Below are 14,896 nucleotides of genomic sequence, written 5' to 3'. Positions count from 1 at the left end.
GGACATAACGGATAGCTTGTGTGGGGCTTCACACGCCGCAAAGCAACGCCGCAACGCGACGCAAGGCCGCAACGCCGCACGCAAGGGAGCAGACGTCATGGCGCGCTTCAGCCGGATGCGAGAGCTGGTGCGGTACCTCGCCCACTGCGAGATCGACCTGGTGCTCGACGCGGGCGGGCAGGACGGGGCGTTCGGACGGGCGCTGCGGCGTCGCGGCTACCGGGGGCGGATCGTCTCCTTCGAACCGTTCGGCGGGGAGCGGGCCCCCGTACGCCGGGCCGCCGCCCGTGACCTGGACTGGCGCGTGCTGCCCTATGCCCTCGGACACCGCGACGGTACGTGGATGCGCCGGCTCGACGAGGTCTGGGAGGAGGTCGTGGCGCCGGGGGAACGGGTACTGCTCCAGGTCGAGGCGGGGCCCGAGCTCGGCCAGGTCCTGGAGGGGGCCGGAGAGTTCGGCGCGGACCTGTTGCTCGTCCGGACCGGGGGTGCGGCCGGGGGCGGGTCCGGGTTCACCGGCCGGCCACCGGCGGTGTTCGCGTGAAGATCGCGCTCGTCCACAACTTCGGCCACAACAACCTCGTCCAGAACTTCGGCCCCAGCTTCGGCGCGGCGACCGGCTCCGGCGGCGACGCGGACGAGGCCGTTCTCGGCCAGGCCCTCGCGCTCGGCGGCGCCGGGCACGAGGTGCGGCTCGTCGCCGCCGGGCTCGGCCGGGACCCTCTTTCCGTGCTGCGCGCGTTCGCGCCCGACGTGGTCCACGTCCATCAGCTGTCCCCCGGGTTCGGCCGCGCCCGGCTCCCCGAGTGGACCGGGCCGCTGGTGGCGACGCTGCCCGAGCCCGGACCGCCGCGCGCCCGCCGGCTGCCGTTCACCCGGGGCGGGCGGGGCGGCGCCCGGACGGACCCGCTGCTGCGCCGTGCCGACCGGGTGATTGTGCCGTCGGAGCTGGGCCGGGAGACGTACGAGCGGGCGGGGCTCCCCCCGGAGCGCATCACCGTGCTGCCGCACTGCGTCCCGGCGGCCGAGAGCTCCCCGGGCGGTGACGTCTGGGTCTGCGCCGGGCGGCTCGCCGCCGAGGAGAACGTCCTCGACCTGGTACGCCGCTGGCCCGCCGGCCGGCGCCTCGACGTGCTCGGCACGGGACCGCTGGAACAGGCGTGCCGGGCCGCCGCCCCCGCCTCCGTACGGTTCCTCGGCGAAGCCACCCGTCCGGTGCTGCGGCGCGCGCTGCCGGGCTACCGCGGCCTCGTCCTCCCTGGCCGGTGGCGTACGGGCACGGTCCCCCTCTTCTACCCGGAGGCGCTGGCGGCCGGGCTGCCCGTCCTCGCCTTCGAGGGGTCGGCGGCGCCCCGCGCAGTTCGCGCCGACGGCACCGGCACGGTGACCGGCTGGGACGCCCCGCTTCCCGCCGCGCTCGACGCCGCCGACCGGATCTTCCCGACCCTGCGCGAGCACTGCCGCGGCGTGCATGCGAAGAAATACGGGGAAGCGGCCTGGGCCGAACGGGTGGAACGGCTCTACGCGGGGCTGATCGCTACGGCGCCGCCCGCCCCGTAGCCAGCGAACGGGCCACCGTCACCACGTACGGCGACACCATGAGCACCGGCGCCCTGACGCCCGTATGGCGCCAGCAGTAGACCCACCACTGCCAGAGCGGGACGCCGGGCTCGCTGGAGCCGGGCGGAGCGGGCGGTGGCGGGCGGTCGCCGACGTGGCGCGGGGCGACGTAGGCAGGGATGCCGGCGCGGCGGGCGCGGAACCCGTGGTCGTAGTCGCCCATGCCGTGGCGGAAGACCTTGTCGATGTCGCCGACGCGCTCGCGCACGGCCCAGGGGAGCAGGACCACGTCACCGTCGTACGTGTCGCAGGGCTCGGGGCGGGCACCCGGTTCGACGAGGGTGAGGGCGCGGCCGTCGCGACGGCGGCCCGAGTGCGTGGTGGTGCCCTCCTGGCGGACCGCGCCCACGATCACCGCCTCCTCCTCGAACCCGCCCGACACGTCCAGCAGGTGGGCGAGGGCGTCCGGCGCGAGCCGTACGCCGGCGTCGAGCCAGAGCTGGTGCGTGGGCTCGCAGCTGCCCGCCGCGCGGCTGTTGCGGCTGGCCAGGCGCATGCCGTGGCCCCAGTAGACGTCGGGGTCGACGACGGTGACCTGGACGTCGGGGTGGGCGCGGCGCACGGCGCGGGCCGTCCCGTCCGTCGAGCCCGCGTCGACCAGATGGACGCGTACGCGCGTGCCGGGCGGCAGATCGCGCTGGGCGGCGAGGGCGTCGAGCGCGGCGAGGGTGTCGGCGCGGCGGTTGTGGGTGGTCATCAGGACGGCTACGACGGGCACCCGGGGCAGTTCCACGAGGTCTCCTTCGCAGAGGTCTCAGCGCCGGCGTCTTCGCGGAGGCGCTGGTCAGAGTGGGTGCGACGCAAGACTGCCGATAAGGGTGAGATAAAAGTTGAGTGGGCCCGGCTCATGTCTGTTGACGGGGAGGGGGGTGATGTTGCAGTCTTGAGTCAGTTCCACTCAAGTATCAGCTGGAGGAATCGAAATGGCACGTGCGGTCGGCATCGACCTGGGCACGACTAACTCCGTCGTCAGCGTTCTCGAAGGCGGCGAGCCCACCGTCATCACCAACGCCGAGGGCGCCAGGACCACGCCGTCCGTCGTCGCCTTCGCCAAGAACGGTGAGGTGCTCGTCGGCGAGGTCGCCAAGCGCCAGGCGGTCACGAACGTCGACAGGACGGTCCGTTCGGTCAAGCGCCACATGGGCACTGACTGGAAGATCAACCTGGACGGCAAGGACTTCAACCCGCAGCAGATGAGCGCCTTCATCCTGCAGAAGCTGAAGCGCGACGCGGAGTCCTACCTGGGCGAGAAGGTGACCGACGCGGTCATCACCGTCCCGGCGTACTTCAACGACTCGGAGCGCCAGGCCACGAAGGAGGCCGGCGAGATCGCGGGCCTGAACGTGCTGCGCATCGTCAACGAGCCGACGGCCGCCGCCCTCGCGTACGGCCTCGACAAGGACGACCAGACGATCCTCGTCTTCGACCTCGGTGGCGGCACGTTCGACGTGTCCCTCCTGGAGATCGGCGACGGCGTCGTCGAGGTGAAGGCCACCAACGGTGACAACCACCTCGGTGGTGACGACTGGGACCAGCGCGTCGTCGACTACCTGGTCAAGCAGTTCAACAACGGCCACGGCGTGGACCTCGCCAAGGACAAGATGGCGCTCCAGCGTCTGCGCGAGGCCGCCGAGAAGGCGAAGATCGAGCTCTCGTCCTCGACCGAGACCACGATCAACCTGCCCTACATCACGGCGTCCGCCGAGGGCCCGCTGCACCTGGACGAGAAGCTCACGCGCGCCCAGTTCCAGCAGCTCACGTCCGACCTCCTGGAGCGCTGCAAGACGCCGTTCCACAACGTCATCAAGGACGCGGGCATCCAGCTCTCCGAGATCGACCACGTCGTTCTCGTCGGTGGCTCGACCCGTATGCCCGCCGTCGCCGACCTCGTCAAGGAACTGACGGGCGGCAACGAGGCCAACAAGGGCGTGAACCCGGACGAGGTCGTCGCCATCGGCGCCGCCCTGCAGGCCGGTGTCCTCAAGGGCGAGGTCAAGGACGTCCTGCTCCTCGACGTCACCCCGCTGTCGCTCGGTATCGAGACCAAGGGAGGGATCATGACGAAGCTCATCGAGCGCAACACCACGATCCCGACCAAGCGCTCCGAGATCTTCACGACGGCCGAGGACAACCAGCCGTCGGTGCAGATCCAGGTCTACCAGGGCGAGCGCGAGATCGCGGCGTACAACAAGAAGCTCGGGATGTTCGAGCTGACCGGCCTGCCGCCGGCCCCGCGCGGTGTCCCGCAGATCGAGGTCGCCTTCGACATCGACGCCAACGGCATCATGCACGTCACGGCCAAGGACCTCGGCACGGGCAAGGAGCAGAAGATGACCGTCACCGGTGGCTCCTCGCTGCCGAAGGACGAGGTCAACCGGATGCGCGAAGAGGCCGAGAAGTACGCGGAGGAGGACCACGCCCGCCGCGAGGCCGCCGAGTCGCGCAACCAGGGCGAGCAGCTCGTCTACCAGACGGAGAAGTTCCTCGCGGACAACGCGGACAAGGTCCCCGGTGACGTGAAGACCGAGGTCGAGGAAGCCGTCACCGAGCTGAAGGAGAAGCTCAAGGGCGAGGACACGGCCGAGATCCGCACCGCCACGGAGAAGGTCGCCGCCGTCTCGCAGAAGCTCGGGCAGGCCATGTACGCGGACGCGCAGGCCGCCGGTGCCGAGGGCGCTGCCCCCGGCGGCGAGGCCGGTCCGAACATGTCCAAGGACGACGACGTCGTCGACGCCGAGATCGTCGACGACGAGAAGGACCAGAAGGGTGGCGCCGCCTGATGACGGAGGAGACCCCGGGCACCGGCGAGAACGCCGAGCAGCCTGACGTCCCCTCCGGCGCCACCGACGACGCCGCGCCGAAGTCCGCCGAGCCCTCCGCGCAGGAGGGCCCGGCGGCCCCGGCAGGGGACGCTAGCAAGGCATCCGCGCAGGATGCCGGTCTGACGGCCCAGCTGGACCAGGTCCGTTCCGCGCTCAGCGAGCGCACCGCGGACCTCCAGCGCCTGCAGGCCGAGTACCAGAACTACCGGCGTCGTGTGGAGCGGGACCGTGTCACGGTCAAGGAGATCGCCGTCGCGAACCTCCTGACCGAGCTGCTGCCCATCCTCGACGACGTGGGCCGCGCCCGTGAGCACGGCGAACTCGTGGGCGGCTTCAAGTCCGTCGCCGAGTCGCTCGAGACGGTCTCGGCCAAGCTGGGCCTCCAGCAGTTCGGCAAGGAGGGCGAGCCCTTCGACCCGACGATCCACGAGGCCCTGATGCACTCGTACGCGCCGGACGTCACCGAGACGACCTGTGTGGCGATCCTGCAGCCGGGCTACAAGATCGGTGACCGCACCATCCGCCCCGCGCGGGTGGCCGTCGCCGAACCGCAGCCGGGCGCCCAGTCCGGCGCGTCCGAGACGGCCGACGCGCCCGAGGCGGACGCCGAGAAGGAGAGCGGTGGCCCGGACGAGGGCTGACGTGATCTGCGGAGCAAGGGCAGTAAGTACTGACGTGCGTGAGGAGGGACGTCGAGGCCGATGAGTACCAAGGACTTCATCGAGAAGGACTACTACAAGGTCCTCGGCGTCCCCAAGGACGCCACCGACGCCGAGATCAAGAAGGCGTACCGCAAGCTCGCCCGGGAGAACCACCCCGACGCCAACAAGGGCAACGAGAAGGCGGAGGAGCGCTTCAAGGAGATCTCCGAGGCGAACGACGTCCTCGGGGACCCCAAGAAGCGCAAGGAGTACGACGAGGCGCGCACGCTGTTCGGCAACGGCGGGTTCCGTCCGGGGCCCGGCGCCGGCGGTGGCGGATCGTTCAACTTCGACCTGGGCGACCTCTTCGGAGGCGGCGCCCAGGGCCAGGGCCAGGGCGGCTCCGGCGGTTTCGGCGGCGGCATCGGCGACGTCTTCGGCGGCCTGTTCAACCGGGGCGGCGGCGGTGCGGGCACCCGTACCCAGCCGCGCCGGGGCCAGGACATCGAGTCCGAGGTGTCGCTGAGCTTCACCGAGGCGGTGGACGGCGCGACGGTCCCGCTGCGCATGTCCTCGCAGTCCCCCTGCAAGGCGTGTTCCGGCACCGGCGACAAGAACGGCACGCCGCGCGTGTGCCCGACCTGCGTCGGCACCGGGCAGGTCTCGCGGGGCGGCGGTGGCGGCTTCTCCCTCACCGACCCGTGCGTGGACTGCAAGGGCCGCGGCCTCATCGCCGAGACCCCCTGCGAGGTCTGCAAGGGCTCGGGCCGCGCCAAGTCCTCCCGCACGATGCAGGTGCGCATCCCTGCCGGTGTCTCCGACGGCCAGCGCATCCGCCTCCGCGGCAAGGGCGCCCCCGGTGAACGGGGCGGGCCCGCGGGCGACTTGTACGTAGTGGTCCACGTCGACACGCACCCCGTCTTCGGCCGCAAGGGCGACAACCTCACGGTGACCGTGCCCGTCACGTTCACCGAGGCGACGCTCGGCGGTGAGGTCAAGGTGCCGACCCTCGGCGGTCCCGCCGTCACCCTCAAGCTGCCCGCGGGCACGCCGAACGGGCGGACGATGCGGGCCCGCGGCAAGGGCGCCGTCCGCAAGGACGGCACGCGCGGAGACCTCCTGGTGACGGTCGAGGTGGCCGTCCCCCAGGAGCAGGACCTTTCCGACGAGGCCCGCTCGGCCCTCGAGTCGTACCGCAAGGCGACTGAGGACACCGATGTACGGGCAGAACTGTTCCAGGCCGCGAAGGGAGCTTGAGCGAGATGGACGGCCGGCGTCGCGCGAACCCGTACGAACTCACCGAAGAGACCCCGGTGTACGTCATTTCGGTGGCGGCCCAGCTTTCCGGCCTCCATCCGCAGACGCTGCGCCAGTACGACCGTCTCGGCCTGGTCTCCCCGGGCCGCACGGCCGGGCGCGGCCGCCGCTACTCGGCCCGCGACATCGAACTGCTGCGCACCGTCCAGCAGTTGTCGCAGGACGAGGGCATCAACCTCGCCGGCATCAAGCGCATCATCGAGCTGGAGAACCAGGTCGCCGCGCTCCAGTCCCGCGTGGCGGAACTCTCCGCCGCGGTGGACGGCGCCGCGGCCGCCATGCAGCAGCGCGAGGCGGCGGTCCACGCCTCGTACCGCCGCGACCTGGTCCCGTACCAGGAGGTCCAGCAGACGAGCGCGCTGGTGGTGTGGCGGCCGAAGCGCTCGCCTGAGCAGTAACTCTCCGCTGGGAACAGTGGAAAGGGGCCCGGAGTCGATGGACCGACTCCGGGCCCCTTTCGCATGCATCTCGTATGCGTCGCGGATTACGGGCATGGGGTGGCCCCGCCGGGGCACTCGGCGGTGGGAGAGCGAGGGGCGGCCCGGCGCGCGAGCGGTTTGCGCCGGGCCGCATCGCGTGGGCCGGGCGTCAGCCGGCCTTGAGCGGGGCAGGGCGATGGCCCCGCCCCGGACGTCACCAGGACCCGCCGCCGCCTCCGCCCGTGCCGCCGCCGACGCCGCCGCCGCTCGATCCGCCGCTCCCGCCCGACCCGCTGGAGGACGGTGCCGTCGCGGAGGCCGTCGTCGCGGCGACGAGGCTCACCGCGAGGGCCGGGCCGAGCCAGGACAGGGTGGCCGAGCGGGTGCCTCTGCCGGCGGCCGGGGCCGTCGTGGTGTCGGCGATGGAGCGTTCCCAGCGCTCGGCCACACCCAGCGCCACGGCCCACGCCGTGAGCTGCTCAAGCCGTTCGGCGTCCTCGGCGGCCCGCGGGGGCGCCTCGGCGAGCCAGTCCCGGAACGACTCCAGCTGGGCGCGCAGGGCCGCGCCCCTGCCGGTACGGGACTTCAGCTCCCACGCGAACAGGAACAGCGCCATGCCCACCCCCGCGAGCACCGCGCCCGTGGCCGCGACCGGGCGGCCCGCCGCGTTGACGAAACTGATGAGCCCGCTGCCGACGATGGCGGCGACGAGACCCGCCAGCGCCGCGAAGAACCCGTACCGCGCGGCGACGCGTTCGCGCCGTTCGGCGGCCGGGTCCCAGAGATCGCTGGTGCGCTGCCACTCGCTGAGCCGGGTGGCGAGCGAACGCCAGGCCGATTGGAAGAACGGGTCGTACACGCCCAGGACGAACTCCCTGCGACCGCCCGCGAACATGTCGTCGAGTACGGCCGCGGTGTCCTCGTCCGGCACCCCCGCGCGGCCCGGGGTGCGTTGCAGCGTGGGGTGCTGACCGCTGCCCGTCACCTTGATGTGCCTGCGGGCCGCCACGCCGAGCAGCCATGCGACCTGGATGTGCGGCTCGACGCGTTCGGTGAGGATCATGCCGCCCTGCTCCGGGGTCAGCCCGGCGGGTGGTGTTCCCTCGGCGGTCGGCCGCTTCAGGTCTGCGGGGCGGCGGTCGCGGCCGAGCAGACGCAGCGGGACGATGGTCAACAGGCCGCAGCCCAGCGCGATCGTGGCCACGGTCAGACCCGTCCGGAACGGGTCGGGCGCCGGTTCGGCGTCGGGCCGCGCGCTCGCGGGCGGGGTGGGCCGGACGGCCTTGACGACATCACTCACGGACCGTCCGTCGACGGCGCCGTACAGCGTGACCCCGTGCCCGGACCCGATCTCTCCGAAGCGGGCGACGAGATGGCCGGGGGTGGGCTGATCCACGTAGGACTGATCGGCCCGGCACCTCTGGGTCGACCCGGTCTTGCCCCGCACACACCGGGACCCGAACCAGCGGTTCGAGCTCGCGACATGGACCTCCACCTCGCGCAGGTCGACCTGCCAGCCCGTGCCGACCGCGTCCCAGGCGAGCTTGCCCTTCTTGACGACGTCCGGCAGCGGATACGTGATCCGGTAGCGGTGGAGCCCGTCGACCGTCCGGTCCGCGTCGCCGATCCGGATGCTCCGGTCCGACGTCTCGCCGTACGTCAGCTCGTACGGGACCTGGGCGCCGTCCATCGTGACGCTGACGTCCTCGTCCTCGACGTCGTAGGTCAGGCCCGGAATATCCCGGTAGATACCGTGCTTCCCCTCCAGCGGGTGCCCGAAGTCGTAGTCGATCACCTCGGTGATGCGGGCACTGCCGTCCTTGGCCACCTGCGCGCTCACCCACATCCTGGTGACCCGCTCGTTGTTGGCCATGGCCCCCGCCAGCCAGGTGACCGCGCCGAGCACCAGCACGCCGATCACCAGACAGACGAGATTGCGGACTCTTCGCCGCCGCGTGCCTGTCTTCTTCTTACCGCTCAAGTCGTCCCCCCCCGGGTCTCCTCGGTACGGGGACATGGCAGCACACTTCTGAGGAGGGTGAGAAGGGGCGGGTGATGCAGGATGGGCCCTATGACCGAGATCCGCACTCCCCGTCTCCTCCTGCGCCGCTGGTCCCCCGACGACGACCTCGCGCCCCTCGCCGACATCCAGGCCGACCCGGCCGTCATGCAGTACATCGGCGACGGCGCCCCGCGCTCACTCGACGAGACCGCCGAGGACATCGAGCGCTGGGAGGACGAATGGGACGACGAGGGCTTCGGCCTCTTCGCCGTCGAACTCCTCGGCTCCGGCGAGCTGGCCGGTGCGGTGGGTTTGTACGTTCCCGTCGCCCCGCCCCAGATCGCCGGCCACATCGGCGTCCAGTGGCGCCTGGCCCGCCAGTTCTGGGGCCAGGGTTACGCCTCCGAGGCGGCGCAGGCGTCCCTGGAGTTCGCCCTCCAGGACCGCGGCATCGACCGCGTGGTCGCGGCGGTGGGTGAGGGCGACACGTCCTCACCCAAGGTGCTGAGCAAACTGGGCCTGACCCGAACCGGCGACACGGATGGCTTCCGCCTGTACGCGATCGACCTCACGGAGTTCGAGAGCTGACCCCTCCGATGAACGAGGCCCAGGTGGAGCGGGCGACCCTGAGGCGAGGCCCCGGTGCGTTTTTGGAGTCGCGGATGTGTATGGCGCCGGGGGCGTGGGCGACCTCGACACAGTCGGGCTCGTTGCTGTTGCTGCTGTAGCTGCTCTTGCGCCATGCCAGTTCGGCCGCGCTCATAGCGCCTCCAGGAAGTGGACCCAGGCTGAGTCCCCTATGGCGAGCTGAGAGCCTTGGGCGTTTTTGGAGTCGCGGATGTGGGCGGTGTCCCGGGTGTGGGCGACCTCAACACAGTCGGGCTCGTCGCCGCCGCTGCTGTAGCTGCTCTTGAACCAGCTCAGTTCGGACGAGCCTCCGACAGTGGACTTGCGGTTCATAGTTCTCCCAGCACTTGCTCGATGAAGGTCAGCGATTCCCTTGGAGAGAGAGCCTGAGCCCGGATGGTGCCACACCGCAGTTCGATGTTGCGGAGTTGCTTCGGGTCGGACACCGGGCGTCCTGCGTACATGTCGTCACATCGCCCGATAGCGGTCCCGTCCCGAAACTTCAGCACTTCCATGTTGCCGCTCATTCCAGCGTGGTCCTCGCGGTCCGTTGGCATCACCTGAATCTCGACCGTACGCAACTGCCCCAGCTCTGCCAGGTGTTCGAGCTGGTGTCGCAACACCATCCTGCCTCCGATCGGTCGCCGCAGTGTCACCTCTTCCTGGATGAAGCTGAGTGCCGGCACTGGATCGCGGTCGAAGATCGACTTGCGGGCGGTGCGCGCGGCCATGGCCCGCTCGATCTGCTCGGAGGACAAGGCCGGGCGGCGCATGGAGAACAGAGCCTGTGCGTACTCGGGCGTCTGAAGCAGCCCGTGCAGCTTGTGGGTCCAGTAGGCCGTCAGCTCGACGGACCTCGCCTCGGTGTCGGCGATGTCCCGCACCTTCTTCGGATACCGCAGCTTGGCCGCGTCCCCTTGCATCCCCCTGATGTGACCGCCTGCCTGTAGGACGTCGTCCGCCTTGTCGAGGTACTCGGCCCGGGGAATCCGGGTCCCGGCCTCGACCTTGTAGACGATCCCCTCCCCGTAACCCATCGCCGCTCCGAGTTCTGACGCCTTGAGGTCGGCCGCCTCTCGCCAGGCCCGCAACTGCCGCCCGATCAGGGCCATGACGGCCGCCCCTTCCTCGTCACCCGGCTCGATCTCCCACCCGTCACCCTCCGTCGCCTCGCTCATCCGCGAACCTCCCGCCCGTCGTCAACGCCGACCCCGGTGACCGCCGCGTACACCATGTACAGCCCTGGACAAACGCTGGACAGTAGCTATACGTGACCGTCATGTCACAGGCGAGCGTACGGGCGCGCGGCCACGCTGAGTGACGTGAACCCAGAAATCACCGGACTTCCCCGCACCAGGCGCCACTTCCACATCCAGCTGTCCCCCACGCCCCGCGGAGCCCGCCTCGCACGCCTCCTCGCCGTGGAGGAACTCCGCACCTGGGCCCTCCCCCTGGACCTGGACACCACCGCACTGGTCATCGCGGAACTGGCCACGAACGCCGCCACCCACGGCCGACTCCCCGGCCGCGACTTCCGCCTCAGCGTCTACGTGGCTGAACGCACCCTGCGGATCGAAGTCGCCGACGCCCGCGGCGACCGAACCCCCGACCCGCAACACGCGCCCCCCGCTGCCGAATCCGGCCGGGGCCTGATGCTCGTAGCGGCGCTCGCCAACCGCTGGGGTGTCACCGGGACCCCCGCCGAAGCGCCCCGCAAAACCGTCTGGGCCGAGCTCGACCTCGTACGACCGGCGCCCGGAAACCCGTACGCCGGTGACATGGACGGCAACCCCAAAGGAACGACTGAGAGGGAAAGGAACCAGGCCAAGCCCCACCCCTCCTCCCGTCGCGACACGGACGAGTGAAGGTCGGCAACTCGGCTTGCGGGTGCGCCCTTTGCGCCCCCTACGCTCACGCAAAGCAACGCACAACAACCCAAGACATGTGACGGCCCCCGCCGGGACTGGCATCCCATTCGCGAGGGCCTCACCACACAGGAAGCTAGCCCTTCCCTATGGATACGCAGCAGACTAACGCGCGCTCGAACACCCCGGCCCGGACTTCACCCGAAGACCCCCGGCAGGGCTACGGCATCGTTCATGAGAACACCCGCCACCACGCCCGCTTCACGGTCGTCGGCAACCACCTCGCCCAGCACCGTGAACTCTCCGGCCTGGCGATCGGGCTCGCCGTCCACATTCAGTCCCTCCCGGCAGGGTCCCGCGCCGACGTCAGGTCGCTCGCCGCCCGCTTCCCGGAGGGCACGACGCGGATCGCTGCCGCGCTGCGTGAGCTGGAGAAACACGGCTACCTGCGGCGCGAGCGGCGCCGTACGGACGACGGCCGGGTCCGTACCCGCACGGTCTCCTGCAACCAGCCAGGACGCACGCCCGGTGCGGAGGGACCGCCACCCCGGCCGAGGCCGACCAAGCCCAAGCCCCTCGCCGTCCCCCACCCGGAGCTGGGCCCCCTACCCGGCATCGTCCAGGCCGCCACCGACCTCCTCGCCGGCCTGCACCGGGCCGACTCCCGCCTCACCCTCTCCACCCGCGACACGGACCGCCTCGCCCCCGGCGTCGTCGCCTGGCTGGAACGCGACCTGGCCCCCGCCGCCGTACGCCACGCCCTGACCAGAGACCTGCCTCAGGACCGCCCGATCCGCAGCCCCGCAGCGCTCCTGGCCCACCGCCTGACGGCACAACTCCCGCCCAGGCCACCGACGTACCAACGGGTCACGATCCCGCCGCCCGTCCGCCACCCCCTCCGCAACTGCGACACCTGCGACCACGCCTACCGCGGCCCGGACCTCCACCACTGCCCCGGCTGCCGCCGGACGCCACGCTGATCCCGATCACCTTGCTTGTGCCGTATGTACACCGAGCCCACACTGGAAAGGAGGTGCGCCACGATGACCGCGCTCGCTGCTGAGAGGCCCAGGACGATGCCAGACACCAGGACCGCCAGGACGGCCCGGACTCCGTCGCACGACGCCGGGCTGACCACCCTTGAGAAGGTGGTGTGGCAGGCATGGAAGGCCATGGAACTCCCTGAGGGCTACCACGCCGAGATCATCGAAGGAACCATTGAGGTGTCACCCACCGGGTGCTTTGCCCACGGCCAGATCATCAACCTGCTCCGTGACGAACTCGTCTTCTTCCTCAGGGAGACGGACTTCGTCGCGCGCAATGACATCAACGTGGTGCACGGGAGCAGCGCATGGGTCCCGGACCTGTTCGTCGTCCCCAGGGACGCCGATCGATACGTCACGGCCGACGGTCTCGGCATCACCGCCGCTGCTGTCCGGCTTATCGTCGAAGTCGTCTCTCCCGGTAAACGCAACCAGGACCGCGACCACGTGAAGAAGCGCCGCGAGTACGCCCGCGCCGGCATCCCCGTCTACGTGCTCATCGACGACCACGACGCCCCGGGCACGGTCACCGTCCTGACCGAGCCCCGCCCCGACAGGCAGGACTGGGCAGGCGTGCACCAGGTCCCGTACGGCACCGACGTCGTCATCCCGGAAGGCCCCGCCAAGGGCTTCACCATCGGCGAGTCCATCACCGGCCCCCGCCGCGCCTGAAGCCGTCCGCACCTCCCTTTCCTTACCTCCGACGTAATCGACCACGTCACCCCCGCCCGGCAGTCTGAAGTCACCGGAACCCGGGCGGCGCACTCCGTCCGGGCTCCGGGTCCACCCAACGAGTGACACGGACTTCAGGAGGCCGAACGCCATGAGCGCCAACGAGCAGAAGAACACCTACGAGACCGCCGTCGCCCGTTACTTCGAGGCCTGGAACGCCACGGACGCGGACGCGGTCCGCAAGGCTGTCGCCGCCGCCTGGAGCGAGGGCGGGACATACACCGACCCGCTGGCGGACGTCGCGGGGCACGAGGGGATCGCCGCCGTGATCGGGGCCGCGCACGAGCAGTTCCCGGGGTTCGTCTTCCGGCCGCTCGGGGCGGTCGACGGGCATCACGGGGTCGCCCGGTTCGGGTGGGAGCTGGTGTCGGAGGCGGACGGGTCGGCGCCCGTCGCCGGGTTCGACGTCGTCGAGATCGGGGACGACGGGCGGATCCGGGCCGTGCACGGGTTCCTCGACCGCGTACCCGCCGCCCAGGACTGATCGCGTACCGGCCGATATCTGACGGCAAGGGTGTTACCGCCGGGTACACATGTCCGGTATTCGATGTATCTGGCTTCATGTGGGGAAGTAACGGATGCGGTTTCGTTGCGGTGTTGCTTCACCTCTTGACGTGATGTGGGCGGCCGAGTTGGCTTCGAGCCACCTCGGCCGCAGCGGCGCGGCCACGTCAGGGAGGTATCCGTAATGAACACGCGTATGCGATGCGCCGGCCTCGCCGGTGTCGCATCCGTCCTAGTGGTCTCGCTCTCGGCCTGCGGTGGTGTGCTGCCCGGCGGGGACAGCGGCACCAGCGAACCCGTACGCAAGGGCAACGATGTCAAGATCGGCCTGCTCCTTCCGGAGAAGGAGACCGCACGCTACGAGAAGTTCGACTACCCGAACATCAAGCGTCAGATCGCGAAGCTGACCGACGGCGAGGGTGAACTGGTCTACGCCAATGCAGGGCAGGACGCCGACCTGCAGAACCGCCAGGTGGACGAGATGATCGCCAAGGAGGTGGACACCCTCATCGTCGACGCCGTCGACGCGAAGACGATCACCGCCGCGGTGCAGCGGGCCAAGGACGCGGGGATCCACGTCATCGCCTACGACCGTCTCGCGCAGGGCCCGGTCGACGCCTACGTCGGCTTCGACAACGGGCTCGTCGGCCAGACCCAGGGCAAGGAACTCATCCAGGCGCTCGGCTCGAAGGCGACCAAGAACAGCAAGATCGTCATGATCAACGGTTCGCCGACCGACCCGAACGCCCTCGACTTCAAGACAGCCGCGCGCGCGGAGCTGACGGCCGTGACCATAGCCAAGTCGTACGACACGGTCGCCTGGAAGCCGCAGAACGCCAAGGCCAACATGGAGCAGGCCATCGCCTCCATCGGCGCCGCCAACATCGCCGGGGTCTACTCGGCCAACGACGGCATGGCGGGCGGCATCGTCGCCGCGCTCAAGGACGCCGGTCTCACCAAGATGCCGCCGATCACCGGCCAGGACGCGGAACTCGCGGCCGTGCAGCGCATTCTGACGGGCGATCAGTACATGAGCGTCTACAAGCCGTACCCGGAGGAGGCGGCGACCGCCGCCGAGATGGCCGTACGGGTCGCTCAGGGCCGCACCATCGAGTTCGAGGCCCTCGCGATGGACCGGACGGACAGCCCTACGACGAAGCAGATCCGTACGGCGAGTGTGAGTGTCGTCGCGCTGAAGCGGGACAACATCAAGGAGACCGTCGTGAAGGACGGCATCCTCAAGATCAAGGACATCTGCACGGCGCAGTACGCGGCTGCGTGCGCGGAGGCGGGGCTGAAGTAAG

The 14,896-nt window shown here is 70.4% G+C and carries 17 protein-coding genes; 12 read left to right on the top strand and 5 right to left on the bottom strand.

The annotated features are described in order from the left end of the window. Nucleotides 1-97: 97 nt before the first annotated feature. Nucleotides 98-544 (top strand): hypothetical protein, encoded by a 447-nt coding sequence (locus ACH4RC_RS17105; protein ID WP_398201091.1) that lies wholly within the window; start codon nt 98-100, stop codon nt 542-544. Further along, nucleotides 541-1,560, top strand: coding sequence for a glycosyltransferase (locus ACH4RC_RS17100; RefSeq protein ID WP_398201089.1), 1,020 nt, complete (start codon nt 541-543; stop codon nt 1,558-1,560). Before ACH4RC_RS17105 ends, ACH4RC_RS17100 begins: the two co-directional genes overlap by 4 nt. On the opposite strand, the gene ACH4RC_RS17095 is transcribed toward ACH4RC_RS17100, so the two are convergent. Beyond that, nucleotides 1,538-2,317 carry a glycosyltransferase family 2 protein gene (locus ACH4RC_RS17095; RefSeq protein ID WP_398201588.1) on the bottom strand — a complete coding sequence of 260 codons (780 nt, stop codon included), beginning with the start codon at nt 2,315-2,317 and terminating at the stop codon, nt 1,538-1,540. The genes ACH4RC_RS17100 and ACH4RC_RS17095 overlap by 23 nt on opposite strands. A 226-nt stretch (nt 2,318-2,543) precedes the next feature. Between ACH4RC_RS17095 and dnaK the strand changes: the two genes are divergently transcribed. The 4 genes from dnaK to ACH4RC_RS17075 are packed head-to-tail and all read left to right on the top strand — an operon-like array spanning nt 2,544 to nt 6,798. Then, the gene (gene dnaK, locus ACH4RC_RS17090; RefSeq protein ID WP_398201086.1) at nt 2,544-4,400 is read left to right on the top strand and encodes a molecular chaperone DnaK; all 1,857 of its coding nucleotides are present in this window, start codon (nt 2,544-2,546) and stop codon (nt 4,398-4,400) included. Beyond that, nucleotides 4,400-5,083 carry a nucleotide exchange factor GrpE gene (grpE, locus tag ACH4RC_RS17085; protein WP_398201085.1) on the top strand — a complete coding sequence of 228 codons (684 nt, stop codon included), beginning with the start codon at nt 4,400-4,402 and terminating at the stop codon, nt 5,081-5,083. The genes dnaK and grpE overlap by 1 nt, the downstream gene beginning before the upstream one ends. A 60-nt stretch (nt 5,084-5,143) precedes the next feature. After that, complete coding sequence (dnaJ, locus tag ACH4RC_RS17080; RefSeq protein WP_398201083.1) at nt 5,144-6,340, top strand: molecular chaperone DnaJ; 1,197 nt, start codon at nt 5,144-5,146, stop codon at nt 6,338-6,340. Nucleotides 6,341-6,345: 5 nt separating this feature from the next. Beyond that, complete coding sequence (locus ACH4RC_RS17075) at nt 6,346-6,798, top strand: heat shock protein transcriptional repressor HspR (protein ID WP_398201081.1); 453 nt, start codon at nt 6,346-6,348, stop codon at nt 6,796-6,798. A gap of 235 nt (nt 6,799-7,033) precedes the next feature. On the opposite strand, the gene ACH4RC_RS17070 is transcribed toward ACH4RC_RS17075, so the two are convergent. Continuing rightward, on the bottom strand, nt 7,034-8,800 hold the full coding sequence (locus ACH4RC_RS17070; RefSeq protein WP_398201078.1) for a DUF2207 domain-containing protein: 1,767 nt from the start codon (nt 8,798-8,800) through the stop codon (nt 7,034-7,036). A 90-nt stretch (nt 8,801-8,890) separates the two neighbouring features. On the opposite strand from ACH4RC_RS17070, the gene ACH4RC_RS17065 reads away from it, so the two are divergent. Further along, nucleotides 8,891-9,409 (top strand): GNAT family N-acetyltransferase, encoded by a 519-nt coding sequence (locus ACH4RC_RS17065; protein ID WP_398201075.1) that lies wholly within the window; start codon nt 8,891-8,893, stop codon nt 9,407-9,409. Here the strand turns inward: ACH4RC_RS17065 and ACH4RC_RS17060 are convergent. Genes ACH4RC_RS17060 through ACH4RC_RS17050 form a run of 3 tightly spaced genes read right to left on the bottom strand, consistent with a single transcriptional unit; the run spans nt 9,390 to nt 10,626 of the window. Beyond that, nucleotides 9,390-9,584 carry a DUF397 domain-containing protein gene (locus tag ACH4RC_RS17060; protein ID WP_398201073.1) on the bottom strand — a complete coding sequence of 65 codons (195 nt, stop codon included), beginning with the start codon at nt 9,582-9,584 and terminating at the stop codon, nt 9,390-9,392. The two genes, ACH4RC_RS17065 and ACH4RC_RS17060, sit on opposite strands and share 20 nt — an antisense overlap. Beyond that, nucleotides 9,581-9,781, bottom strand: coding sequence for a DUF397 domain-containing protein (locus ACH4RC_RS17055; RefSeq protein WP_398201070.1), 201 nt, complete (start codon nt 9,779-9,781; stop codon nt 9,581-9,583). Before ACH4RC_RS17055 ends, ACH4RC_RS17060 begins: the two co-directional genes overlap by 4 nt. Beyond that, on the bottom strand, nt 9,778-10,626 hold the full coding sequence (locus ACH4RC_RS17050; RefSeq protein WP_398201069.1) for a helix-turn-helix domain-containing protein: 849 nt from the start codon (nt 10,624-10,626) through the stop codon (nt 9,778-9,780). The genes ACH4RC_RS17055 and ACH4RC_RS17050 overlap by 4 nt, the downstream gene beginning before the upstream one ends. A 144-nt stretch (nt 10,627-10,770) precedes the next feature. Between ACH4RC_RS17050 and ACH4RC_RS17045 the strand changes: the two genes are divergently transcribed. The 5 genes from ACH4RC_RS17045 (at nt 10,771) to ACH4RC_RS17025 (ending at nt 14,895) form a co-directional block, all read left to right on the top strand. Then, nucleotides 10,771-11,313 (top strand): ATP-binding protein, encoded by a 543-nt coding sequence (locus tag ACH4RC_RS17045; RefSeq protein WP_398201066.1) that lies wholly within the window; start codon nt 10,771-10,773, stop codon nt 11,311-11,313. A gap of 149 nt (nt 11,314-11,462) precedes the next feature. Next, nucleotides 11,463-12,293, top strand: a complete 831-nt coding sequence (locus tag ACH4RC_RS17040; RefSeq protein ID WP_398201065.1) for a helix-turn-helix domain-containing protein — start codon at nt 11,463-11,465, stop codon at nt 12,291-12,293. A 96-nt stretch (nt 12,294-12,389) separates the two neighbouring features. After that, entirely contained in the window at nt 12,390-13,028 is a 639-nt protein-coding gene (locus ACH4RC_RS17035; protein WP_398201062.1) for a Uma2 family endonuclease, read from the top strand. Between the two features lie 151 nt (nt 13,029-13,179). After that, nucleotides 13,180-13,572, top strand: coding sequence for a nuclear transport factor 2 family protein (locus ACH4RC_RS17030; protein WP_398201060.1), 393 nt, complete (start codon nt 13,180-13,182; stop codon nt 13,570-13,572). 204 nt (nt 13,573-13,776) lie between these two features. Beyond that, nucleotides 13,777-14,895 carry a sugar ABC transporter substrate-binding protein gene (locus ACH4RC_RS17025; protein ID WP_398201058.1) on the top strand — a complete coding sequence of 373 codons (1,119 nt, stop codon included), beginning with the start codon at nt 13,777-13,779 and terminating at the stop codon, nt 14,893-14,895. Nucleotide 14,896: the final 1 nt, after the last annotated feature.

This window comes from Streptomyces sp. NPDC016845 (genome assembly GCF_044332585.1).
Taxonomy (GTDB): domain Bacteria; phylum Actinomycetota; class Actinomycetes; order Streptomycetales; family Streptomycetaceae; genus Streptomyces.
This window is presented reverse-complemented; position numbering and strand designations above follow the sequence as displayed.